The organism is Marinobacter sp. V34 (genome assembly GCF_055524115.1).
The window spans coordinates 54,943-77,394 of sequence record NZ_JBUPZY010000001.1 but is presented as its reverse complement, the minus strand read 5'-3'; the positions used below and the strand labels follow the sequence as shown (position 1 = coordinate 77,394).

Below are 22,452 nucleotides of genomic sequence, written 5' to 3'. Positions count from 1 at the left end.
TCCATGGCTCCGCACGGTTTTGGCAGAACCTCCCCCCATCCGGCCTTATGCTGACTCTCTGCTTTTGCAGACAGGACAACCTGGATCTCTGGCGAGTTTCATTTCTCGCCATTCCATTTGCCAGGCATCCAGAATGAGCAGGCGGCCTATCAACGGTTTGCCCACGCCGGTGATGACTTTCACGGCTTCCATGGCTTGGGAAGCGCCTATCATGCCAACAAGAGGGCCGATAACGCCGGCTTCGGAACAGGTAAGGTCTTCGTTGCCCTGCTCCGGGTAAAGACAATGATAGCAAGGGCTGCTGTCGTCGCGGACGTCATAAACTGACAACTGCCCTTCCCCACGGATGGCGGCCCCAGACACCAGCGGGACGCGGGCAGACACGCAGGCGCGGTTGAGGGCGAAACGGGTGCTGAAGTTGTCGGTGCAGTCAACGACCAGACTGGCGGACTCTACTTGACGACTTAGTTCGTCCCCTTTCAATCGTTCGGTCAATGCTGTAACTGACACGTCAGGATTGATGCGCCGCACACGATCGGCCAGGTGCTCAGCTTTGGATTCACCAAGATCCGATTGTTCGAATGCGATCTGGCGCTGCAGGTTGGCTACTTCTACGTTGTCGTCATCGACCAGAGTCAGGTGACCAACTCCGGAAGCGCCAAGGTAGAGCGCGACCGGGCAACCCAAACCGCCGGCACCAACGACCAACACACGCGCAGATTTCAGACTGGCCTGGCCTGAAATATCAAACCGGGGCATCAGGATCTGGCGGCTGTAACGCAGCAGTTCCTCATCATTCAGCATGGTGTTTTCTCCCAAGGGTGAAGCGATCGCGCCGGCCGTAGTCCTGGCGGGTCTCCACACAGGTCAACTCCGCATCGGTAAACAGTTGCCGCACAGCCGCTCCCTGTTCATAGCCATGTTCCAATACTAACCAGCCCCCCGGCGAGAGCCATGCCGGGGCTTCAGCGGTTATCCGCCGGATATCGTCCAGGCCGTCATCGCCGGCCACCAGGGCCGACGCCGGTTCGAAGCGCACATCGCCCTCTCCCAGGTGGACATCATTCCCTGCGATGTACGGTGGATTGGAAACAATGAGTTCAAAAGCAACTGATGGTAAATCCTCAAACCAGTTGCTTTGTCGCACCGTCACCGGCAGGCCCAACCGGTCGGCGTTGTCGGTTGCGAGATCCACAGCTTCCCGGACGGCGTCGCAGGCGGCAACCCGCCAACCGGGTTGCTCGCTGGCCAGGGCCAGTGCGATGGCACCAGTGCCGGTACCAAGATCCAGCACATTGGCATTTCTCGGTAGATCCAGCGCCAGCGCTGCCTCCACCAGGCATTCAGTATCCGGGCGGGGAATCAGTGTGGATGGATTGACCTTCAGCGGGAGTGACCAGAATTCCTGTTCGCCCAGCAGGTGTGCAATCGGGTGGCCTTCACAGCGTCGTTCCACAAGGGTTCTGAAGCGGGCAACCAGGGCCACGTCCACCTTACGCTCGGGCCACGCCCGGAAACTGGTTCGGGACCAGCCAGTCACATAACCCAGGAGTAGCTCAGCATCAAGGCGCGGGGAATCACCGCCGATCAGCACGGCAGCTTCTTTTAACAACGCCTCACAGGTCAGGGATTTGTCACTCATCAGCCAGAGAGGCCAACAGGTCGGCCTGGTGCTCCTGCTGCAAAGGCATGATGACCGAATCGAGATCACCGGAGATAACTTCGTCCAGCTTGTACAGCGTCAGGTTGATGCGGTGATCGGTCACCCGCCCCTGGGGGAAATTGTAGGTGCGAATTCGTTCTGATCGGTCGCCGCTGCCCACAAGGCTCTTTCGGGTCGCCGCCATGGTTTTCTGCTGACGTTCGATTTCCTCGTTCTGAAGACGCGATGCCAGGAAACTCATCGCTTTGGCCCGGTTCTTATGCTGCGAGCGCTCTTCCTGGCACTCCACCACAATGCCTGTGGGAATATGGGTAATACGAATCGCTGAATCGGTTTTGTTGACGTGCTGGCCGCCGGCGCCAGAGGCTCGAAAGGTGTCCACCCTCAGGTCGGACTTGTTGATTTCAACGGCCTCGGTTTCATCCGCTTCCGGCATCACCGCCACCGTGCAGGCGGAGGTGTGAATTCGGCCCTGGGATTCGGTTTCCGGCACCCGCTGCACCCGATGGGCACCGGATTCAAACTTCAGCGCCCCATAGACCGCACTACCAGCAATGCGGGCAATGATTTCCTTGTAACCACCATGCTCACCATCACTGGCGCTGACAACCTCAACCTGCCAGCGCTGGCGTTCGGCATAACGCATGTACATCTTGAACAGGTCACCGGCGAAAATCGCCGCCTCATCACCACCAGTGCCGGCACGAACCTCCAGGAATACGTTCTTGCCGTCGTTCGGGTCCTTGGGCAGCATCAGGCGCTGAAGCTCTTCGTCCAGCTCCTCACTCGTCTGCTCCGCCAGGCCCAGCTCCTCTTCCGCCATGGCGCGCATGTCGGCATCACCGTCGCGAGCCAGTTCGGTGGCTTCCTTTACATCATCACGGGACTTCTGCCACGCCTGGAAGCAATGAACGATGGGCTCGATCTCGGCAAATTCCCGGGACAGGTCGCGGAATTTATCCTGATTGGCAATGGTACCCTGATCGCTCAGCAACGCGCTGACTTCCTCGAAGCGGTCAACAAGCTGCTCAAGGCGGGACTGAATCGATGACTTCATAGTTTTTCCGGGGTGATGGGCGCGTCGGCATCCAGAACATCAAGCTGATGCAATTCTCTGAGCCATTGAGTGACTTCGGTTCTGCCCTCCGTGGTGGCCTTGCGGACCTGGATGGACGGCTCGTGCAGTAATTTGTTGGTCAATCCCCTGGCCATGCTTCGCATCACGGTTTCGGGATCTGCGCCATTACGCAGGGCGCGGATAGCCTTTTCGGTCTCCCCGTCTCTCAGGGATTCAGCTCGCTGACGGAACTGCTTGAGGGTGGAGACTGCATCCAGAGCCCGTAGCTGGCTCAGGAACTGTTGTACGCCATCAGCAACCATGTTCTCTGCTTCCCGCGCGGCGCCCTCTCGTGAACGAACATTCTCTTCAATAACCTGCCTCAAGTCGTCAACGGTATAGAGGTAGACATCCGCCAGGGAGCCCACTTCCGGTTCGATATCCCTGGGAACGGCGATATCCACCATGAAATAGGGGCGATGCTTGCGCTTTTTAAGCGCCCGCTCCACGGCGCCCTTACCAAGAATAGGCAACGGGCTGGCAGTGGAGGAGATGATAATGTCTACGTTCGCCAGGTGTTCAGGAATGTCGGAGAGCATAATGCCCTGCCCGCCACGGGATTCCGCCAGCGCCTGGGCACGCTCCAGGGTGCGATTGGCGACCAGGAAGTTTTTCACGCCAGCGTCGGCCAGGTGCCTCGCGACCAGCTCAATGGTCTTGCCTGCGCCGATCAACAAGGCCCGATTTCGGGACATATCCGCAAAGATGTGGTGCGCCATGCTGACCGCAGCGTAGGCCACCGACACCGGGTTTTCACCAATAGCAGTCTGGGTACGCACACGCTTGGCGACGGAAAACGTATGCTCGAACAGACGGGACAGGAACGCGCCGCTGGCCTCATGCTCACGGGCCAGGGCGTAGGCGTCCTTGAGCTGGCCGAGGATTTGCGGTTCACCGAGCACCATGGAGTCCAGTCCTGCCGCAACCCGCATGATGTGGCGCACCGCGTCCGAGTCCCGATGTACGTAGAGTACGTCTTCCAGGTCTCCCGCCTCCATGTCATGAAACCCCGCCAACCACCGCAATACCGCCGGAGCACAGTCATCATCGCCAGCCAGGTAAAGCTCGGTGCGGTTGCAGGTAGACAGGATAGCCGCCTCACTGGCGCCGGAGGTGGCACGCAATTCAGCAAACGCCTCGGCCATACGCTCGGGAGTGAACGCGACGCGCTCACGCAACTCGACCGGAGCGGTACGATGATTGATTCCGAGGGTGACCAGTGCCATATCGGGGTTAGACTGCCTTATCTTTGACGACGGTTCGATAACGCCATTTTAACGATCGGGAGCCAGTGTCGCCACCCATAACCGTCGTGATATCGGCAACTGCTGACAGGTTGGGCAATATCAGGCGCTTGTGCCATCATAGAGCCTTGTCGCACTACGCCACATCTGAGACCGCCGCCAGACTCTCTCCGGCCGATCAGGTGCATCGTACACAGATCATGGGATGTTGCATGCATAAGTCTGCATTACTGCTTGGTACCTGCCTGCTCGGGCTTTCCCTGTCCGGCTGCGCTTTTCTCCAGGACAACCAGGAATCGCAATCCACTTCGTCGCCTGATGACGCCACAGCATCATCCACGGAATCGTCACCAGACATCCGTTACGCCGATTTTGAACCGGAAGAACTGTACCTGCTGCTCTCCGGCGAGATAGCCGCCCAGCGGGGTCGATTCGACGTCACGCTTGTCAATTACATGAAGGCGGCACAGCAATCCCGCGACCTGGGTGTGATCGAGCGGACCATGCGCATAGCCCAGTCACTGAACGCTGACAACGCGCAACAGAAGCTGGCAGCGCTGTGGCTGGAGGTGGACCCCGACAACATGCAGGCACATCGGGTCTCCGCCATCCAGGCTGTAAAGAAGAACGAACTGGAAACAGCCCTTGGCCACATGGAGCAGATCATGGACCTGGGCGGCGACGCGGATTTTGACAGTCTTGCCGCGATGGCCGGCAACCTGCCGCCGGAACAGCAGCAGGAACTGCTCGACCTTTACCAGCAACTGGAGCAGCGCCATCCCGAAAACCCGGAACTGCAGTACAGCATTGCCCTGTTGATGAAGGTGACGGGCGCCCCACTGCAGGCCCTCACCAAACTGGAGCCACTGCTGGACAGCAAGCCGGACTTCCAGCCGGCACTGATACTCAAGGGCGACCTGCTTTACCAGACCGGCCAGAAACAGCAGGCCCTGGATCACCTGCGGGCGAACACACAGCAATTCCCTGATAATCGCCAGATGGGAACGCTCTATGGCCGCATGCTGATTGGCGAAGGCGAGCTGCAAACTGCACAGAACGAATTTCGCCGACTGGTTAACCGCTTCCCCGACGTTCCCGGACTGCGACTCTCCTACGCCCTCGTCGCACTTGAAAACGACCAGGTTGCCCTGGCCGAGCAAGAACTGACCCGCCTCATCGAACAGGGCCATCATAGCGATGAGGCTCACTACTATCTTGGCAGGATTGCCGACGAGGACAACGAAAACGAGCAAGCCATCGGCTACTACCGGAATGTCGAGAAAGGCAACTACTATTTTCCGGCCCTGGCTCGGGCCAGTGAACTCATGGCGGAGCAGGGAGAGCTGGATAAGGCCCTGGCCGACATTCGCGAAATCCGCAAGAACAACCCCGATCAGGACGAGAATTTCCGCCTGCTGGAAATCAACCTCCTGCTGGATCGGGACCATGACGAGCAGGCTCTTCAGGCGGCCAATGAAGCACTGAAATCATTCCCTGACAATGTTCGCATTCGCTACGCCCGTGCCATGCTGCTGGACTCCATGAATAAGCCAGAGCAGGCCGAGGCCGACCTGAGAACGATCATCGAAGAGCAGCCCGAAAACGCCGTGGCGCTCAACGCGCTGGGTTATATCCTTACCACCCGCACGGACCGGCTCGATGAAGCCAGGGACTATATTGAAAGGGCCCTGGCCATCGACCCGGAAAACCCGGCCATACTCGACAGCATGGGCTGGGTACTGTACCTGCAGGGCAACACCCAACAAGCGCTGGATTATTTGTCCCGCGCCTGGGAAGCCTATGCCGACCCGGAGGTAGCCGCTCATTACGGCGAAGCGCTCTGGCAGGCCGGCAACCAGGAACAGGCCCGCACGATCTGGAAAGAGGGACTCGAGCAGGCCCCGGACCACCCGATACTGACCGAGACCGTTGAGAGGCTGACTGGGGAGCCGTCCCTGTGAAATTATCGGTTATCGCGCTAACGTTCGCCGCCCTGATTCTGAATGGCTGTAGTTCACTGACGGTTGAGCCACTCCCCGAAGGCCTGACCGAACAACCGCCGGCCGACTGGAGCAACACCAGTGCCCGGCGTGACCAGTTTCAACACTGGGAATTGACCGGAAAGCTAGCCGTTCGCCAGCCCTCGGACAGCGGCACCGCCGTCATCAACTATTGGAAGCAGGACCGGGAAGCCTACGAACTGGCACTGTCATCGTCGTTCCTCGGCATGGGCCGAACAACTCTTGAGGGCGTTCCCGGCTTTATAGAGCTCACACTTCCGAACGGTGAGCGCTACCAGTCCGGCGACCCGGAGTCCCTGGTCAATGCCGCCACCGGCTGGCTGCTTCCCATCGACAGCCTGGCCTGGTGGATACGGGGCCTGCCCGGCCCTGACGGGGATTTCCGCGTGTTCTTCGACAACAAGGGCCAACTGGCCGTCATACGTCAACAGGGCTGGGAGATCCGCTACGACCGGTGGCAGGCGTTCATTGAGGGCTACCCCCCACTGCCCGCCCGCATCACGGCAATCAAGGGCGAGAAACGCGTGAGAGTGGTGGTAACCAGCTGGAACCAAACCGATGGAGACAGCCGGTGAACAGCCTGGTGCTGCCCTCCCCGGCAAAGCTGAACCTGTTCCTGCACATTCTCGGGCGCCGATCGGATGGCTACCATGAACTGCAAACCCTGTTTCAGTTCCTGGACCATGGCGACACCCTGACCCTGATGCCACGCACGGATGGCAGAATCGTCCTTGAGCAACCCCTGCCCGGAGTGCCCGACGAGGACAATCTGATTGTGCGTGCCGCGCGGAAACTGGCGGCAACCGCAGACCACACGATCCCCGGCGTCAGCATTACGGTGGACAAGCAACTGCCCATGGGCGGCGGCCTGGGGGGCGGCAGCTCCAATGCCGCCACGACTCTAGTAGGGCTGAACCGGCTGTGGGGCCTTAACCAATCCCTGGGAGAACTGGCTGAACTGGGCCTGTCCCTAGGCGCCGATGTGCCCGTATTCGTGCATGGACATGCCGCCTGGGGCGAAGGTGTAGGCGAACAACTCACCGATGCCAATCCACCAGAGGATTGGTTTGTGGTTATAAAACCACCTTGCAATATAAGCACCAAAGAGATTTTTTCCGAGCAAGGGTTGACAAGGGATACCCCCGGAATCAAAATAGCGCCCGCTTTTGAGGGAGACGCCTCGAGGTACCGAAACGACTGTGAGGATGTAGTTCGGAGACTGTATCCTGAGGTTCGTCAAAGCCTGGAGTGGCTTGCACAATTCGGACCTGCAAGATTAACCGGAACCGGGGCTTGCATATTTGGACGTTTCCCGACAGAATCCGCAGCCCGGATCATCTGGGAAAGCAAACCCTCCGGCATCACGGGGTTCGTAGCTCAAGGGGTGAACATTTCACCACTTCACAAAAAGCTGACAGAGCTAAAATGATGCCAAAAAAGCACGATACTGGGGTGTCGCCAAGTGGTAAGGCAACGGGTTTTGATCCCGTCATGCGCAGGTTCGAATCCTGCCACCCCAGCCACCTTTCTCCCGCTTCTTCTGAATCAAACGCCGATACCGAGAAGGATGCCGTCGTGTCCAAACTGATGATTTTTACTGGCAACGCCAACCCGGAGCTTGCCAAGGCCATCGCCCAGAAACTTCACATCCCCATGGGCCAGGCCACCGTTGGCACCTTCAGCGATGGTGAAACCACCGTTGAGATCAACGAAAACGTTCGCGGGCATGATGTCTTCATCATTCAGCCCACCTGCAACCCCACCAACGATAACCTGATGGAACTGATCGTGATGGCCGACGCACTGCGCCGTGCATCCGCTACCCGGGTTACCGCGGTTATTCCCTACTATGGCTACGCCCGCCAGGATCGTCGCGTTCGATCCACCCGCGTTGCCATCAGTGCCAAGGTGGTTGCAGACATGATTTCCAGCATCGGCGTTGACCGGGTCCTGACCGTTGACCTGCACGCCGACCAGATTCAGGGCTTCTTCGACGTTCCGGTGGATAACATCTATGCCACCCCGGTGATGCTCGAGGACATCGAGAAGCAGCGTTTTGAGAACTTTGTCGTGGTATCTCCTGACGTGGGTGGCGTAGTTCGTGCCCGCGCCGTGGCAAAGCGCCTGGACGATGCCGATCTGGCCATCATCGACAAACGCCGTCCCAAGGCCAATGTGTCGCAGGTCATGCATATCATCGGTGATGTAAAAGACAAGACCTGTATCCTGGTGGACGACATCATCGACACCGCCGGCACCCTCTGCAAAGCCGCTAACGCGTTGAAAGAACATGGTGCCGCTCGTGTGGTCGCCTACATCACGCATCCAGTCCTTTCAGGCCCGGCCGTTGACAACCTCAACGCCTCTGAGCTGGACGAGCTGGTTGTCTGCGACACCATCCCACTGGGTGACAAAGCGCGTAATTGTGATAAGATCCGCATCCTCACTATGGCTGGGCTGCTTGCGGAATCTATTCGTCGCGTCAGCAACGAAGAGTCCATCAGCGCGATGTTTGAGAACGCCTGATCAGCTAACCGCCTGATTTAGTGAAAAGAATCCAGACCGGGAGCCCAGTGGGCTCCCGGTCTGTTTAGTCCGCCGGAAAAGCTTCCGGCATATCGAAAATATCACCGGTTCAGGGTCTGGTCGCGGGCCGCTCTGGTGAAAATTGAGGTTAATAACCATGTCTCAGGAATTTCTTATCGAAGCATTTCCTCGTGGCGATCAGGGGAGAGGTGCGAGCCGCCGCCTGCGTCGTGAGGAGCGTAAAATTCCGGCCATCATTTATGGCGGAAAGAAAGAAGCCACTCCGATTTCCATCTGGCACAACGAGCTGAAAAAAGCTCTGGAAAACGAAGCCTTCTTCTCACACGTTCTGACCATCGAACTGGAAGGCAAGAAAGAAAGCGTGATCCTGAAGGATCTGCAGCGCCACCCGTACAAGCCGCTGCTGACCCACGCTGACTTCCTGCGCGTTGACAAGGATCACGAAATCCACGTTAACGTACCGCTGCACTTCCTGAACGAAGATTCTGCACCGGCTATCAAGCTCCACGGCGGCGTTGCCAACCACCAGATCAACGAAGTGGAAGTGATCTGTCTGCCGCAAAACCTGCCTGAGTTCCTTGAAGTCGACATGGCTGAAGTGGACATGGACCAGGTTGTGCACCTGAGCGATCTGAAGCTGCCGAAAGGCGTTCGCGTTGCAGCCCTGATCCAGGGCGAAGACCACGACCTTCCAGTTGTAGCCATCCACAAACCGCGCGGCGCCAAGGTTGATGACGAAGCCGAAGACGGTGAGGAAGGCGAAGAAGGCGAAGACAAGGAGTAATCGCTCCTGTACGGATAAGGGCAACGGCAGATGGCACAGGATATCCTCATGGTGGTGGGACTGGGTAACCCCGGCCCCGACTATGCGAATACCCGCCATAACGCTGGCGCCCTGTTCGTCGAAGCGCTGGCCCGAGATACGGGCCAGACGCTCCGCCCCGAAAAAAAATACCACGGGCTCTACACCCGTATTCAGCTACAAGGTCTCGACCTGCACCTGCTGAACCCTTCCACGTATATGAACCGCAGCGGCCTCTCCATCAAGGCATTGGCGGACTTCTTCAAGATTCAACCCCAACAGATTCTGGTTGCCCACGACGAGCTCGATCTGCCCCCGGGTACCGCCAAGCTAAAAAAAGGCGGCGGCCATGGCGGACACAACGGCCTGCGGGACACCATTGCTCACCTCGGCACCAACGATTTCCAGCGCCTGCGCATCGGCATCGGCCACCCCGGCGACAGCCGCCAGGTCACCGGCTATGTACTCGGCCGCCTGGGCAAACGGGAAACCGAAGAACTCAACGCTCTGATCGATGAGATCATCCGCGTACTGCCAGACGCCGCCAGCGGCAAACTTCCCGCTGCGATGAATCGCTTGCACAGCTTCAAACCGGTATAATCCGCCCAAATTTTCCAGCACCAGCAGAGGCATTCCATGGGATTTAACTGCGGCATCGTCGGCCTTCCCAACGTCGGCAAATCCACCCTGTTCAACGCACTGACCAAATCCGGTATTGGCGCGGAAAACTTCCCATTCTGCACCATAGAGCCTAATGCTGGCGTGGTGGCCATGCCCGACCCCCGCCTGAACAAGCTCGCCGAAATCGTGAAGCCAGAAAAGGTCGTGGCAACCACAATGGAGTTCGTGGATATCGCCGGCCTGGTAGAAGGTGCGTCGAAGGGTGAAGGGCTGGGCAACCAGTTTCTGGCCAACATCCGCCAGACTGACGCCATTGCCCACGTGGTGCGCTGCTTTGAGGATGATAACGTCATTCACGTTGCCAATAAGATTGACCCGGCCTCGGATATCGAAATCATCAACACAGAACTGGCCCTGGCTGACCTGGAAACCGTCGAGAAAGCCATCAAACGGGTCCAGCGTGTCGCAAAAAGCGGCGACAAAGAGGCCAAGGCCCAGCTTGAAGTCTTCGACACCCTGCTTCCCGTGCTGAACGAAGGCAAGCCGGTTCGCAGCATGAATCTCGACAAAGAGAAAATGGCACTGATCCGCGAGCTCTGCCTGCTCACCGTCAAGCCCACCATGTATATCGCCAACGTCAGCGAGGACGGGTTCGAGAACAACCCTCATCTGGATACGGTGAAAAAGATCGCAGAAACCGAAAACGCGGTTGTTGTGCCCATCTGTAACAAGATAGAAGCCGAAATCTCGGAGCTGGAAGACGACGAAAAGTCCATGTTCCTGGACGAGATGGGCATGGACGAACCCGGCCTTGACCGGGTGATCCGTGGCGGCTATAGCCTGCTCGACCTGCAAACCTACTTCACCGCAGGCGTAAAGGAAGTCCGCGCCTGGACCGTGCGCATAGGCGCCACCGCACCACAAGCGGCAGGCGTGATCCACACCGATTTCGAACGCGGCTTCATCCGCGCCGAAGTGGTGAGCTATGAAGACTTTGTCCAGTACAACGGCGAATCCGGAGCCAAGGACGCCGGTAAGTGGCGTCTCGAGGGCAAGGAATACATTGTCCAGGACGGCGACGTTATCCACTTCCGGTTCAATGTCTGACCAGGCGGGAGCGTCTAGAGGTGAGCCTCCTGCCAGCATGCTGCAGCAACCCGGATGACCGGTGGCCCTGGCCGCAGTCGTTGCCAGGGCTTGAGCTGATCAGCCTGGACTTTGACCCCGACAATCTTAAACCGGACGATTTTACGATCAGTGACATCGTCCCGCCACCGTCCGTGGAACGGGCGGTGGCCAAACGCCAGGCGGAATACCTGGCCGGCCGTTTCTGCGCCCGTGAAGGCTTGCTGCGCGCCACGGGGCAACCGGTGGTGCCCGCCCTCGGCGACGACCGGGCGCCTGTATGGCCGACTGGCTGCGTAGGCTCAATCACCCACACCCGGGGTTGGGCAGCTGCGGTTATTGGCCAGCAAATCGACTACGCCGGAGTTGGCTTGGATGCGGAAATCATCATGCCCGATGAACGCGCCCTGCCGCTTTGCCGGCAAATATTGACGCCTTCTGAGCAGGAGCGGTTCAGTGCCGAGCTAACCAGTCAGGCGGGGTTTTTTATTACCCTGGCATTCTGCCTCAAGGAAGCGCTCTTCAAAGCACTTTACCCCCTTGTTAAACAGCGATTCTACTTTGAAGACGCAGAAGTTCTGTCCTGGCATCCCGACGGCAGCGCCCGATTGCGCCTGCTCAAAACCCTGTCACCGGAATGGGCATCGCACACTGAACTGGACGCATGGTTTATCCGGGAAGAGCATCGGCTTGTGAGCCTGATAGTGGTTCCAGCCTACTGACATTCTGCTTCCGACGCCCAGTGTCAGACGCTATAAGCAAGACTTTCAGGCAGCTTTGCTCCTTTGGGTGGCCTATCAATATGGGGGCAGTTCTCACACAACTCCAACCCTGGCAAGCGGTAACGTATACAGCATTGTCGACGCTGCCGTAACGGAGAGGGGCCCACGCTACGCGGAATATACCGCACGGGACGGTACATCGGGTTTCGCTTTCCGTCTGGGCGGTACTCGGATTCTATAAGCCGCCTTCCATCTTCCAGGCAGCTCGACGCCACGCCCATTTGCGTCAACGCCCCTACCAGCCATTCAATGTAATTCGCAGCATTATTCCAGAGCACCTTGCCAGACAGTTTAACCTGGTGACTCCACCCCACGACTAATGGCTCGAAATTACCCTCCAGGAGCTCTCCAAAACGCTCAAACGGGCTCGTTGGCACCCGCTCAAAGGGACGGCCTTCATCGGGAATACGAAAAGCCTCAGGAAGGCCATCGCAGCCCATAATAATCTCAAGTGTGTCGAGACCGACCGGCAATTCCCGACCTAACACGAGATTGGCCGTTATCGTCGGAATAACGAGCTTTGCGAAATAGGTGCGCGACCATTGGGAAAGCAATGCGCGGTCATCGTCACCAGGCTGCGAACGACGATAACACTCCAACAACCACGACAAGCCATCCTCCGTAACCAGATCTCGCGCTGGTATAGCGGGGCGCGTATCGTCGGGCAGCACCAGGATGGACCGGTAGTACTCAAAGTCACCAACAAACAGTGGCGCAAGCGCGGGAATGGTCATGGATAAAACAACGAAAGTGGTTAAATGGCCGGAAAGGCCCGCTAATACGAGCGAACATATAATGATAATAATTATCATTATATGTTTTTTTGGTTCCCGAGCAAGAGCCAACCATCGCAATCCAAGATATCCAAACACACAAAACCTAAAAGAGGGTTGACAGTACCGGGTAAAATCCAGAAAATACGCGCCTCGTTTGGAGCTCATCCAGAACGAATTTGGCAAGGTAGCTCAGTTGGTTAGAGCACGGCACTCATAATGCCGGGGTCGGCGGTTCGACTCCGCCCCTTGCTACCAGAATTTAAAAGGTCGCGACTCATGTCGTGACCTTTTTTCGTTTCGGGGACGCCCCCGCCCTTCCCGGGAATTGAACGCGGGACGACCCGCCTCCATTGTTCCTGAATTTCCATGAGAACCACCAAAGACAGAATCCGTCAGGCCGTCTCGTTCGAGATCATCGGCCTGCTCATCGCCATTCCATTAGCCGCACTTGTGTTTGGCTTTGAGCTGGACAAAACCAGCATCCTGGCTGCCATAGGCGCAACCATGGCAACCGGCTGGAATTATCTCTTCAATCTCATGTTCGATCACAGCCTGAAGCGCCTTACCGGCTCTACCCGCAAGTCACTGAAAATGCGATTCCTTCATGCGATCAGTTTTGAGCTGGGCCTGATGATTGCTTTCCTGCCGGTCATCGCCTGGTGGATGGGGATTGGTCTGATTGAAGCCTTGATCGTTGATATTGCTTTCGTCGTCTTTTACCTGGTTTATGCGTTCATTTTTACCTGGTGCTACGACACGGTGTTTCCTGATGAGGATGCGAGCCTCAGTTGATGTCGTTCTGATAACGACACTGGCGAATGGCGCGACGCAGATCCTCCGTCAAACCGCCGTCGCCATGTTTATGGGATACGTATAGTGAAAAGTCTACCCAGGCTGCCGTTCGCACAAAGTAATTGCCCTCATAACCGGCCATAAACTTGTCGACGAGCACCCAGGGAATGACCACAACATCTGCCCGGCCCAACTTGAGTAAATAGACTGCTTGGCGCCATTCGGATACGTGTAGAGTCTTTGCGCTTTCGCCTTGAACCAACTGATCCCCGACGAACTTCCTGACGAACGCGTACGTGAGGCCAGCGGTTTGGCTGAGGGGAGGCATCTCTTTCAGAAACAGGTAGACATACTCTGTCTGGAAGAGTCGCCCACCGAAATCAGCGTAGCGGTCCCGTTCAGAGGTCTGAACCAGAGGAAAACCCACCGCAACACCGCCCTTTCTCAGTTGGTAGAGCAGTTGCGCCAAAGGCATTTCGACGAACTGAAAATCCCCGGGGACCCGCTCGAACACACATCGGTAGAACGCGGAAAAGCGCCCCTCCAACGCTCCGTCCGAAACCGTTATTTCCCGCTCTATTCCAGCAACAATCCCGACGCGCACCGGTTCCTCTGCGAGAGCAAGATTCAAGGGCATCGCTATCGCGAGGAGGGCGACTAGCAGGGGTCGATAGGGCGCAGACGTCCTGTCCATAAGAGTGACTCGTCAACACGGAGGTCCATTCACACCACAAGCGTAGTTCAATTCTTCCTAACGCTCCACGTAATGACAGGCCACCCAGTGCCCTGCCCCGGTCTTGTCCTCCAGAACTGGTATCTCTTTACTGCAATAGTCCGTCGCCAGCGGGCATCGCGTACGGAACACGCAGCCGCTGGGGGGATTCATCGGGGACGGCAGGTCGCCTTCCAGTTCGGCCGGAGGCTTTGCCCGCTCCCTCTCCGGGTCAGGGATCGGTACCGCGGCCATCAGGGCCTGGGTGTAGGGGTGCCGGGGGTTAGCGAACAGTTCAGCACGGGTGGCATTTTCGGCCACATTGCCCAGATACAGCACCATCACCCGGTCGCTGATGTGCTTGACCACACTCAGATCGTGGGCGATGAAGATCAGTGACAGGCCCATGTCCCGCTGCAAGCTTTTGAGCAGATTGATCACCTGGGCCTGCACTGACACATCCAGGGCGGAGACGGGCTCGTCGCAGATGATCAGTTTTGGCTCCAGGATCAGCGCCCGGGCGATGCCCACCCGCTGGCACTGCCCTCCTGAGAATTCGTGGGGGTAGCGGTTCTTCTGATGCGAGTGCAGGCCAACGCGATCCATGATGGCATCCACTTTCTCCCGCAACTCGGTGCCTTTGATGTCCGGGTAGTGGGTACGCAGGGGTTCAGCAATGATGTCACCGACGGTCATGCGGGGCGAGAGGGAGGCAAGTGGGTCCTGAAAAACCATTTGCAGGCGCTGGCGGCGTTTGCGCAGTTGTTTCAGGTTGAGACCCCGCAGATCCTCGCCCAGCCACACCACCTGTCCCGCCTGGCTGGGCAACATGCCCATGATGGCCCTTGCCAGGGTGGATTTGCCGCAGCCCGATTCCCCCACGATACCGAGAGTTTCGCCCTCATTGAGGGTAAAGCTGACGTTGTTCACCGCCTTCAGTGGCTGCGGACGGGTCCAGGGCCAGGCGTTGCGGGGCATGATGTCGAAGGTGACCTGCAGGTTTTCAACCGCCAATATGGGCTGCTGTTCGCTCATCGAATCGCCTCCCGTGGCAGGTTGCATACTCGGATGCGCCCTGCCCCGAATCGCTCCGGCGGATCCAGCTCATGGTAGCAGCGCGGCTCGGCCACGGGGCAACGGTCACAGAACGGACAGCCCGGCGGCAGGTTCATCAGGTTGGGCGGATTGCCGGGAATGGTAACCAGTTCATCCATTTGCTCATCAATACGCGGAATGGCACCCATCAGGCCTTTGGTGTAGGGATGGGCAGGATCCCGGAACAGATCCCGAGTGGCGGCAAACTCCATCATTTGGCCGCCGTACATCACCAGGGTCTGGTCACAGCTACCCGCCACCACGCCCAGGTCGTGGGTAATCAGGATGATGGCGGTGTTGAACTCCTGTTGCAGCTCCCGCAGCAGACCCATCACCTGGGCCTGCACGGTCACATCCAGGGCCGTGGTGGGTTCGTCCGCGATCAACAGTTGCGGCCGGCACAGCAGAGACATGGCAATCATCACCCGCTGGCGCATGCCACCGGAGAATTCATGGGGGTAGCGATGTATGCGATTGCGGGCTTCGGGGATACGCACCGCATCCAGCATCTGCAGGGACTCTTGCAGGGCCTGTTTTCGGCTGATGCCCTTGTGTTGGATCAACACCTCGGTGAGTTGGTCGCTGACTTTCATGAAGGGGTTCAGGGAGGTCATCGGGTCCTGGAAGATCATGCCGATGCGGGCGGCACGAATCTGGTTCATGCGCTTTTCGGGCAGGTTGAGCAGGGGCTCCCCTTCGAACAGCACCTCGCCACTGACCCGGGCGTTATCCGGCAGCAAGCCCATGAGGGCAAATACCCCCTGGCTTTTGCCGGCGCCTGACTCCCCCACGATGCCCAGGGTCTGCCCAGCCTCCACTTGGTAGCTGAGCCCCCTCACTGCCTGCAAGGTGCCATCCGGTGTATCGAAGGCCACTTTGAGATTATTGACTTCCAACATTGCCATAGATCAGGTTCCTGACGGCTCAGCGGTCTTTAGGGTCGAGCGCGTCCCGCAACCCGTCGCCAAGAAAATTGAAACAGAACAGGGTGAGCACCAGCATCAGCATGGGAAAAATCAGTGTCCAGGGGGCGGTCCACATGGCATCTGCCCCTTCGGAAATCAGCGCGCCCCAGGAGGTGTAGGGTTCCGACACCCCCAGCCCCAGGAAAGAGATAAAGGATTCAAACAGGATCATCTCCGGCACCAACAGCGTGGCATAGACAATCACCACCCCCAACACGTTGGGCACGATGTGGCGAAGCACGATCAGGAAGGGGTGCACCCCGACCGACATGGCCGCTTCAATGTATTCCTTGCGCTTCAGGCTCAAGGTCTGGCCGCGCACGATCCGGGCCATGTTCAGCCAACTTACCGCGCCGATGGCCACGAAAATCAGCAGCACATTGCGCCCGAACACCGCCATCAGAACGATGACCAGGAACATGAAAGGGAATGCGCTGAGCACTTCCAGGGTGCGCATCATGATGGCATCGGTACGCCCACCTACATAGCCTGAAATGGCACCGTAGAGAGTGCCTATGACCACCGCCGTCAGGGCCCCAAGAACACCGACCATCAGTGATATACGGCTGCCCTGCACGGTGCGTTGGTAGAGGTCACGGCCGATGGGGTCGAGACCGAAATAGTGCTGGCTGGCCAGGCTTGGTACGCCGTCTTCATCGAGGTTCGGCAGGCTGGCCCAGTCAATAGACTCGTTGTCCCAGGGCGACAGGAACTGGCCGAAGGCGGCGAACAACAGCAACAGAACCAGCACCACCAGGCTCGCCACCGCGGCCCGGTGATTCATAAAGCGCCGGCGAGCGTCCCGCCAAAGGCTGCGACCTTCGGTATAGGCATCGTCCGCGAGAGTGTCCGCCAGTTCGCCCATGCCCGCGTGCTTGTCGGAGAAAAACATCAGTAACGCACCCTTGGGTCCAGCCAGGTGTAGAGGATATCCACTGCGGCGTTAAAGGCGATGGTCAATACGCCCACCAGGATGGTGACCCCCAGAATCAGCGAGTAGTCCCGGTTGATAGCGCCGTTTACAAAGTGCTGGCCAATGCCGCCGGTGGAGAACACCTGGTCGATGATCACCGAGCCGGTGATGATGCCCACGAAGGCGGGCCCCAGGTATGACACCACCGGAATCAATGCGGGCTTGAGTGCATGGCGCAGTACAATTTTGTGCCGGGGGATGCCCTTGGCCCGAGCAGTGCGAATAAACGGGCTGCGCAGAGTCTCAATCATGCTGCTACGGGTGATGCGGGCCACCTGGGCAATGTAGGAGGTGGCCATGGCAATGATGGGCAATACAATGTATTCCACCTGCCCGCCTTCCCAGCCACCGGCGGGCAACCAGCGAAGGGTGACGGCGAACAGCAGTACCAGCAACGGCGCCATCACGAAATTGGGGAACACCACCCCAGTCATGGCGGCGGTCATCACCGTGTAGTCCGGCCAACGGTTCTGTTTCAGGGCCGCAACCACACCCAGCCCTACCCCGAACACCACTACGAACAGGAAGGACCAGGCACCGATGTAGGCGGACCGGGGAAAGCTGGATTCGATCAGCTCATTGACCGTGAAGTCCTTATAACGGAACGAGGGCCCCAGGTCGCCCTGGGCCACATTGCCCACGTAGATGAGGTACTGCTGCCACAGGGGTTTATCCAAGTTGTACTTGGCCTCAATGTTTTCCATCACCGCTTCCGGCACATTGCGCTCATTGGTGAACGGGCCGCCAGGCGCTGCATGCATCAGCACGAACGAGACGGTGATCAACGCCAGTACGGTCGGTACCGCTACAGCCAGACGCCTGATAATAAAACTGAACATGGCTTCCCTCAGTCCGCAGTGATGTACATATCCTTGCTGTAAACAATGTTTCGGGGGTTCTTCTCCGGATAACCCTTCAGGGATGGACTTACCAGCGCCACCGTGGTGTTGAAGAACACCGGCACCACCGGAAACTCCTGCCACAGGATCTCCTCAGCCCTGACGTAATAGGGATTGGGATCGTCGCTGGAACGAGCATCCAGCAATAACTGGTCGTATTTTTGACTGTTCCAGTCACCGTCGTTGTTACCGCTGTCGCTGGTTAGCAGGGTCAGGAAGGTGGAGGCTTCGTTGTAATCCCCTTTCCAGCCAAACCGGGCGATACCATAGTTGCCAGCCTGCTTCTCGGAGAGGAAGGTTTTCCATTCCAGGTTGCTGATGGTGACCTTCGCACCCAGCTTCTCCTTCCACATCTGGCTGACCACGATGGCCAGCGCCTTGTGACTCTCGTCGGTGTTGTAGAGCAACTCGAATTCCAGAGGGTTGTCTTCATTGTAGCCGGCTTCCTCGAGGGCTTCGCGCGCCTCTTCGTCGCGACGAGTCTGGGGCCAGGTGGCATACTCAGGCTGCCGGAAGTCGAAACCGCTGACGTAAGGCGGTGTCAGCGTGAATGCCGGCATCTGGTTGCCTCGGGTGATGTAGCTGACGATGATATTGCGATCAATGGCGTAGGTCAGCGCCCGACGTACTCTCACGTCGTCAAAGGGCGGCCGGTTTACGTTGAAGACATACATGTACGTGGCCATGCTGGGCACCATCATCAATTCCTTTGGCCGCTCCTTTTTCAACCGTACCATCTGGGACACCGGCACCGTGGACGTCATGTGCAACTCGCCACTGGCATAGCGTTGCAACTCGGCGGAGGAAGACTCGATGGGCAGGTAAACCACCCGGTCGATAATGGTACTGTCATCTGCCCAGTAATGCGGATTGCGGGCCGCCACCAGCTTCTCGCCGAGATGCCAGGCCTGCAATGTATAGGCACCATTGGAGACCATCTTTCCAGGCCTGGTCCAGTCCTCACCGTGGGCCTCGATGGCCTGCCTCGGAGCGGGGAACATGGTGTAATGGACGGTCATGTCCGGCAGGTAGGTGATCGGCTCGTCCAGGGTCACCTCGAAGGTGAATTCATCGACGGCGCGCACACCCAGTGAATCCGGTGCTTTCTCCCCAGTAATGATTTCGCCGGCATTGGCGACCCCGGCGGACTCAATGTAGTACGCGTAATTGGAACCAACCTCAGGGTCTACCGCCCGGCGCCATCCGTACACGAAATCCTTTGCAGTCACTGGAGTGCCGTCGCTCCAGCGGCCATCTTTCCGGAGCTGGAACGTCCAGGTCAGGTTGTGGTCGGACGAAGTCCAGGACGTTGCCATCGCCGGTTCGGTATCGCCTCCGGGACCGCTGCGGGTCAACCCCTCGAACAGGTCAACCACGATGGCGCCACCCACGCTATCCTGGACCAGCTGGGGGTCCAGGGAAGCGGGCTCGCTGGCATTGCCGCGAACAAGCACCTGCCTTTCGGCCAGTCGCTCACCGGTTTCCGGATGTTCCAGCAGACTGCTTTTCGGAGCGTCTATACCAGCGCCGGCCGGGGCCGGCCCACCGTCATTTTTGGGATAATCATCACTGCAAGCGATGAGAGACAGGGAGAGCAGAACGGCCAAAGCAGCCCTCGTCTTCGAGCCAAGGGTGGGCGTTGTTGTCCGGCGGGTGATGCCTGTTGTTATTTGCAGGTTTGTGGCTGTCATATCTGTTCGAACCTAGCGCGGAAACACGGAAGTCACAAGCCGATGAGGGGCAACATGAAACAATGCTCACGTTCCCATGCCTGTGGCATACTCAGTCGGGATGTTCGACCTCAATAACAACGCTTGATAAAAGGGATGCTCAACCATGAAACCGGAAACTCTCGCCCTTCACGCTGGCTTCAACGGCGACCCGACCACCAACGCCGCGACCACACCCATCTATCAGACGACCTCTTACACGTTCGACGACACCCAACACGGCGCCGACCTGTTTGATCTGAAAGTACAGGGCAATATCTACACGCGCATCATGAACCCCACCAACGCCGTATTGGAGGAACGTATGGCGCAGCTTGAAGGTGGTGTGGGTGCCCTTGCGGTGGCCTCTGGCATGGCGGCCATCCTTTACTCGCTCCAGACCATCTGTAAGGTGGGCAACAACATTGTCAGTACCGGCCAGCTCTATGGCGGCACCTACAATCTGTTCGCCCACTCGCTACCGAACCAGGGCATCAACTGCCGCATGGTGCGACACGATGACTTCGACGCGGTCGAGAAGGCCATTGACGACAATACCCGCGCCCTGTTTTGCGAATCGATTGGCAACCCGGCCGGTAACGTGGTGGATATCCAGCGCTGGGCCGACATCGCCCACAAACACGGCATCCCGCTGATCGTCGATAATACTGTGGCAACGCCCTTCCTGTGCCGGCCCTTTGACCACGGTGCAGATATCGTGGTGCATTCTCTGACCAAATACATCGGCGGCCACGGCACCACCGTAGCCGGCGTAGTGGTCGACTCCGGGAAGTTCGACTGGGCCGCCAACAAGGCGAAGTTCCCCATGCTCAACGAGCCAGACCCGTCCTATCACGGCGTGGTCTATACCGAAGCCCTTGGCGCCGCGGCTTTCATCGGGCGCTGCCGTGTGGTTCCCCTGCGCAATACCGGCGCCGCTCTGGCTCCGTTCAATGCCTTTTTGATCATGCAGGGCCTTGAAACACTCGGCCTGCGCATGGAAAGACACTGCGAAAACGCCGAAAAAGTGGCCAAGTTCCTGCAGGATCATCCGTCGGTGGAATGGGTAAACTATGCCACCCTGGCCGACAGCCCCTATAAAGCCACCTGCGACAAGATCTGCGGTGGCCGCGCCTCGGGCATCCTCAGTTTCGGTATCACCGGAGGCCTCGAGAATGGCGCGAAATTTATCGATGCCCTGCAACTGATCTACCGCCTGGTCAACATCGGCGACGCCAAATCCCTGGCCTGCCACCCCGCCACAACAACGCACCGACAACTCAACCCGGAGGAACTGGCAAGTGCGGGCGTCAGTGAGGACCTGGTGCGCCTGTCCATTGGCATCGAACACGTGGATGACATCATTGCGGATATCAGCCAGGCGCTGGACAAAGCAACCGCCTGATGTGGTTACCGGGTACGACGAAAGTCGTGCCCGGAATCCCCGTGATTATCCGTACCTGCCTTGTATCCGCCGCTGGCGCAGATTACCCTTTAGGGTCAGCCAAGCCTTTTATCCGCCGCCGAGAAGAGAGTCCCCGAGTAATGAGCGACAGCGACAAATCACGCGTCACCAGTGGTTCCAAGTTCCGCAATGAACATGGATTCTCAGCGATCAAGGACGGCATCAAGCGCTCTGGCTCGGGCATCATCGACACCAAAACCCAGCGCAAGCCGTCATGGTTGCGCGCGCGTATGCCCGGCGGCGAGCGGTATGAAGCGGTACGCAAAAACGTCAGCGAACATCGCCTGAGTACGGTATGCCAGGAATCCCACTGCCCGAACATCGGTGAGTGCTGGGCCAATGGTACCGCGACCATTATGGTGATGGGCTCCGTTTGCACCCGTGCCTGCCGCTTCTGCGCCGTCGATACCGGCAACCCCAAAGGCTGGCTCGACCATGAAGAACCGGAGAACACGGCGAAGTCCGTTGAACTCATGGGTTTGCGCTATATCGTACTTACCTCCGTGGACCGGGACGATCTGGACGATGGCGGTGCCGCCCACTACGCGGCCTGCGTGTCCGCGATCAAGCAGCGCACCCCTCATGTCGCGGTGGAAGCGCTGACACCGGACTTTGACGCCGTCATGGCGCACGTCGAGAAGGTGGTCGACTCCGGCCTGGACGTTTTCGCACAGAACGTGGAAACCGTGAAGCGCCTGACCACCCGCGTGCGGGACCCCCGCGCCGGCTACGAGAAAACCCTCAGCGTACTGGCACACGCCAAGCAATACCGTCCGGACGTGCTCACCAAGACCAGCCTGATGCTGGGCCTGGGTGAAACCGAGGAAGAAATCCTGGAAACCATGGATGACCTGCGGGCCATCGGCGTCGACATCCTGACCTTGGGCCAGTACCTGCGCCCCACCCAAAACCACCTGCCGGTGGAACAGTACGTAACCCCGGAAGACTTCAACCGCTACCGTGAGATCGGCCTGGAAAAAGGCTTTATGGAAGTGCCGTCGGGCCCCATGGTGCGCTCCAGCTACCGTGCCGATCGAGTCTTTGAGAAGAACAACCTGGGCCTTGCGGTGCCAGAAGTGCCTGCGTCCTCCAACGCGCAGCAAATCCCCGTCAAAGCGGTAGACTGACCCCCTGATCGATTCCC

Annotated in this window: 22 protein-coding genes and 2 tRNA genes; 13 read left to right on the top strand and 11 right to left on the bottom strand. The window is 58.4% G+C overall.

Annotated elements, in window-relative coordinates:
* Window positions 1-45: 45 nt before the first annotated feature.
* The 4 genes from AC0B60_RS00395 to hemA are packed head-to-tail and all read right to left on the bottom strand — an operon-like array spanning window position 46 to window position 4,006.
* Entirely contained in the window at window positions 46-804 is a 759-nt protein-coding gene (locus AC0B60_RS00395) for a HesA/MoeB/ThiF family protein (RefSeq protein ID WP_465083162.1), read from the bottom strand.
* Window positions 794-1,642, bottom strand: coding sequence for a peptide chain release factor N(5)-glutamine methyltransferase (prmC, locus tag AC0B60_RS00390; RefSeq protein ID WP_465083161.1), 849 nt, complete (start codon window positions 1,640-1,642; stop codon window positions 794-796). Before prmC ends, AC0B60_RS00395 begins: the two co-directional genes overlap by 11 nt.
* A complete protein-coding gene (gene prfA, locus AC0B60_RS00385) occupies window positions 1,635-2,720 on the bottom strand; it encodes a peptide chain release factor 1 (protein ID WP_465083159.1) in 1,086 nt (361 codons plus the stop codon). The genes prmC and prfA overlap by 8 nt, the downstream gene beginning before the upstream one ends.
* Complete coding sequence (gene hemA, locus AC0B60_RS00380; protein ID WP_465083157.1) at window positions 2,717-4,006, bottom strand: glutamyl-tRNA reductase; 1,290 nt, start codon at window positions 4,004-4,006, stop codon at window positions 2,717-2,719. Before hemA ends, prfA begins: the two co-directional genes overlap by 4 nt.
* A gap of 230 nt (window positions 4,007-4,236) precedes the next feature.
* On the opposite strand from hemA, the gene AC0B60_RS00375 reads away from it, so the two are divergent.
* From AC0B60_RS00375 to AC0B60_RS00335, 9 genes are all read left to right on the top strand, one after another.
* The gene (locus AC0B60_RS00375; protein WP_465083155.1) at window positions 4,237-5,985 is read left to right on the top strand and encodes a tetratricopeptide repeat protein; all 1,749 of its coding nucleotides are present in this window, start codon (window positions 4,237-4,239) and stop codon (window positions 5,983-5,985) included.
* Complete coding sequence (gene lolB / locus AC0B60_RS00370) at window positions 5,982-6,620, top strand: lipoprotein insertase outer membrane protein LolB (protein ID WP_465083154.1); 639 nt, start codon at window positions 5,982-5,984, stop codon at window positions 6,618-6,620. Before AC0B60_RS00375 ends, lolB begins: the two co-directional genes overlap by 4 nt.
* Window positions 6,617-7,474, top strand: coding sequence for a 4-(cytidine 5'-diphospho)-2-C-methyl-D-erythritol kinase (ispE, locus tag AC0B60_RS00365; RefSeq protein WP_465083152.1), 858 nt, complete (start codon window positions 6,617-6,619; stop codon window positions 7,472-7,474). The genes lolB and ispE overlap by 4 nt, the downstream gene beginning before the upstream one ends.
* A gap of 19 nt (window positions 7,475-7,493) precedes the next feature.
* Window positions 7,494-7,568: transfer RNA gene (locus AC0B60_RS00360), tRNA-Gln, on the top strand.
* Between the two features lie 52 nt (window positions 7,569-7,620).
* Window positions 7,621-8,571 (top strand): ribose-phosphate diphosphokinase, encoded by a 951-nt coding sequence (locus AC0B60_RS00355; protein ID WP_465083150.1) that lies wholly within the window; start codon window positions 7,621-7,623, stop codon window positions 8,569-8,571.
* A gap of 157 nt (window positions 8,572-8,728) precedes the next feature.
* Window positions 8,729-9,376, top strand: coding sequence for a 50S ribosomal protein L25/general stress protein Ctc (locus AC0B60_RS00350; RefSeq protein WP_465083148.1), 648 nt, complete (start codon window positions 8,729-8,731; stop codon window positions 9,374-9,376).
* A 30-nt stretch (window positions 9,377-9,406) separates the two neighbouring features.
* The gene (gene pth / locus AC0B60_RS00345) at window positions 9,407-9,994 is read left to right on the top strand and encodes an aminoacyl-tRNA hydrolase (RefSeq protein ID WP_465083147.1); all 588 of its coding nucleotides are present in this window, start codon (window positions 9,407-9,409) and stop codon (window positions 9,992-9,994) included.
* Window positions 9,995-10,030: 36 nt separating this feature from the next.
* Complete coding sequence (gene ychF, locus AC0B60_RS00340; protein ID WP_465083146.1) at window positions 10,031-11,122, top strand: redox-regulated ATPase YchF; 1,092 nt, start codon at window positions 10,031-10,033, stop codon at window positions 11,120-11,122.
* 20 nt (window positions 11,123-11,142) lie between these two features.
* Entirely contained in the window at window positions 11,143-11,862 is a 720-nt protein-coding gene (locus AC0B60_RS00335) for a 4'-phosphopantetheinyl transferase family protein (RefSeq protein WP_465083145.1), read from the top strand.
* Between the two features lie 23 nt (window positions 11,863-11,885).
* Here AC0B60_RS00335 and fhuF read toward each other — a convergent pair whose 3' ends face one another.
* Window positions 11,886-12,656, bottom strand: coding sequence for a siderophore-iron reductase FhuF (gene fhuF, locus AC0B60_RS00330; protein WP_465083144.1), 771 nt, complete (start codon window positions 12,654-12,656; stop codon window positions 11,886-11,888).
* A 220-nt stretch (window positions 12,657-12,876) separates the two neighbouring features.
* On the opposite strand from fhuF, the gene AC0B60_RS00325 reads away from it, so the two are divergent.
* Window positions 12,877-12,953, top strand: a tRNA-Met gene (locus AC0B60_RS00325).
* Between the two features lie 111 nt (window positions 12,954-13,064).
* Window positions 13,065-13,490, top strand: a complete 426-nt coding sequence (locus AC0B60_RS00320) for a PACE efflux transporter (protein WP_465083143.1) — start codon at window positions 13,065-13,067, stop codon at window positions 13,488-13,490.
* Here AC0B60_RS00320 and AC0B60_RS00315 read toward each other — a convergent pair.
* From AC0B60_RS00315 to AC0B60_RS00290, 6 genes are read right to left on the bottom strand one after another with little or no spacing between them, the layout of a single operon-like run.
* Window positions 13,483-14,184: a hypothetical protein gene (locus tag AC0B60_RS00315; protein ID WP_465083142.1), complete on the bottom strand. Its 702-nt coding sequence runs from the start codon at window positions 14,182-14,184 to the stop codon at window positions 13,483-13,485. The two genes, AC0B60_RS00320 and AC0B60_RS00315, sit on opposite strands and share 8 nt — an antisense overlap.
* A gap of 57 nt (window positions 14,185-14,241) precedes the next feature.
* A complete protein-coding gene (locus AC0B60_RS00310; protein ID WP_465083140.1) occupies window positions 14,242-15,237 on the bottom strand; it encodes an oligopeptide/dipeptide ABC transporter ATP-binding protein in 996 nt (331 codons plus the stop codon).
* The gene (locus tag AC0B60_RS00305; protein WP_465083139.1) at window positions 15,234-16,202 is read right to left on the bottom strand and encodes an oligopeptide/dipeptide ABC transporter ATP-binding protein; all 969 of its coding nucleotides are present in this window, start codon (window positions 16,200-16,202) and stop codon (window positions 15,234-15,236) included. The genes AC0B60_RS00310 and AC0B60_RS00305 overlap by 4 nt, the downstream gene beginning before the upstream one ends.
* A 19-nt stretch (window positions 16,203-16,221) precedes the next feature.
* A complete protein-coding gene (gene oppC, locus AC0B60_RS00300) occupies window positions 16,222-17,154 on the bottom strand; it encodes an oligopeptide ABC transporter permease OppC (protein WP_465083138.1) in 933 nt (310 codons plus the stop codon).
* Window positions 17,154-18,074: an oligopeptide ABC transporter permease OppB gene (oppB, locus tag AC0B60_RS00295; protein WP_465083136.1), complete on the bottom strand. Its 921-nt coding sequence runs from the start codon at window positions 18,072-18,074 to the stop codon at window positions 17,154-17,156. The genes oppC and oppB overlap by 1 nt, the downstream gene beginning before the upstream one ends.
* A gap of 8 nt (window positions 18,075-18,082) precedes the next feature.
* Complete coding sequence (locus tag AC0B60_RS00290; RefSeq protein ID WP_465083134.1) at window positions 18,083-19,825, bottom strand: peptide ABC transporter substrate-binding protein; 1,743 nt, start codon at window positions 19,823-19,825, stop codon at window positions 18,083-18,085.
* Window positions 19,826-19,970: 145 nt separating this feature from the next.
* Between AC0B60_RS00290 and AC0B60_RS00285 the strand changes: the two genes are divergently transcribed.
* Complete coding sequence (locus AC0B60_RS00285) at window positions 19,971-21,248, top strand: O-acetylhomoserine aminocarboxypropyltransferase/cysteine synthase family protein (protein WP_465083132.1); 1,278 nt, start codon at window positions 19,971-19,973, stop codon at window positions 21,246-21,248.
* Between the two features lie 140 nt (window positions 21,249-21,388).
* The gene (gene lipA / locus AC0B60_RS00280) at window positions 21,389-22,435 is read left to right on the top strand and encodes a lipoyl synthase (RefSeq protein ID WP_465083131.1); all 1,047 of its coding nucleotides are present in this window, start codon (window positions 21,389-21,391) and stop codon (window positions 22,433-22,435) included.
* Window positions 22,436-22,452 lie beyond the last annotated feature (17 nt).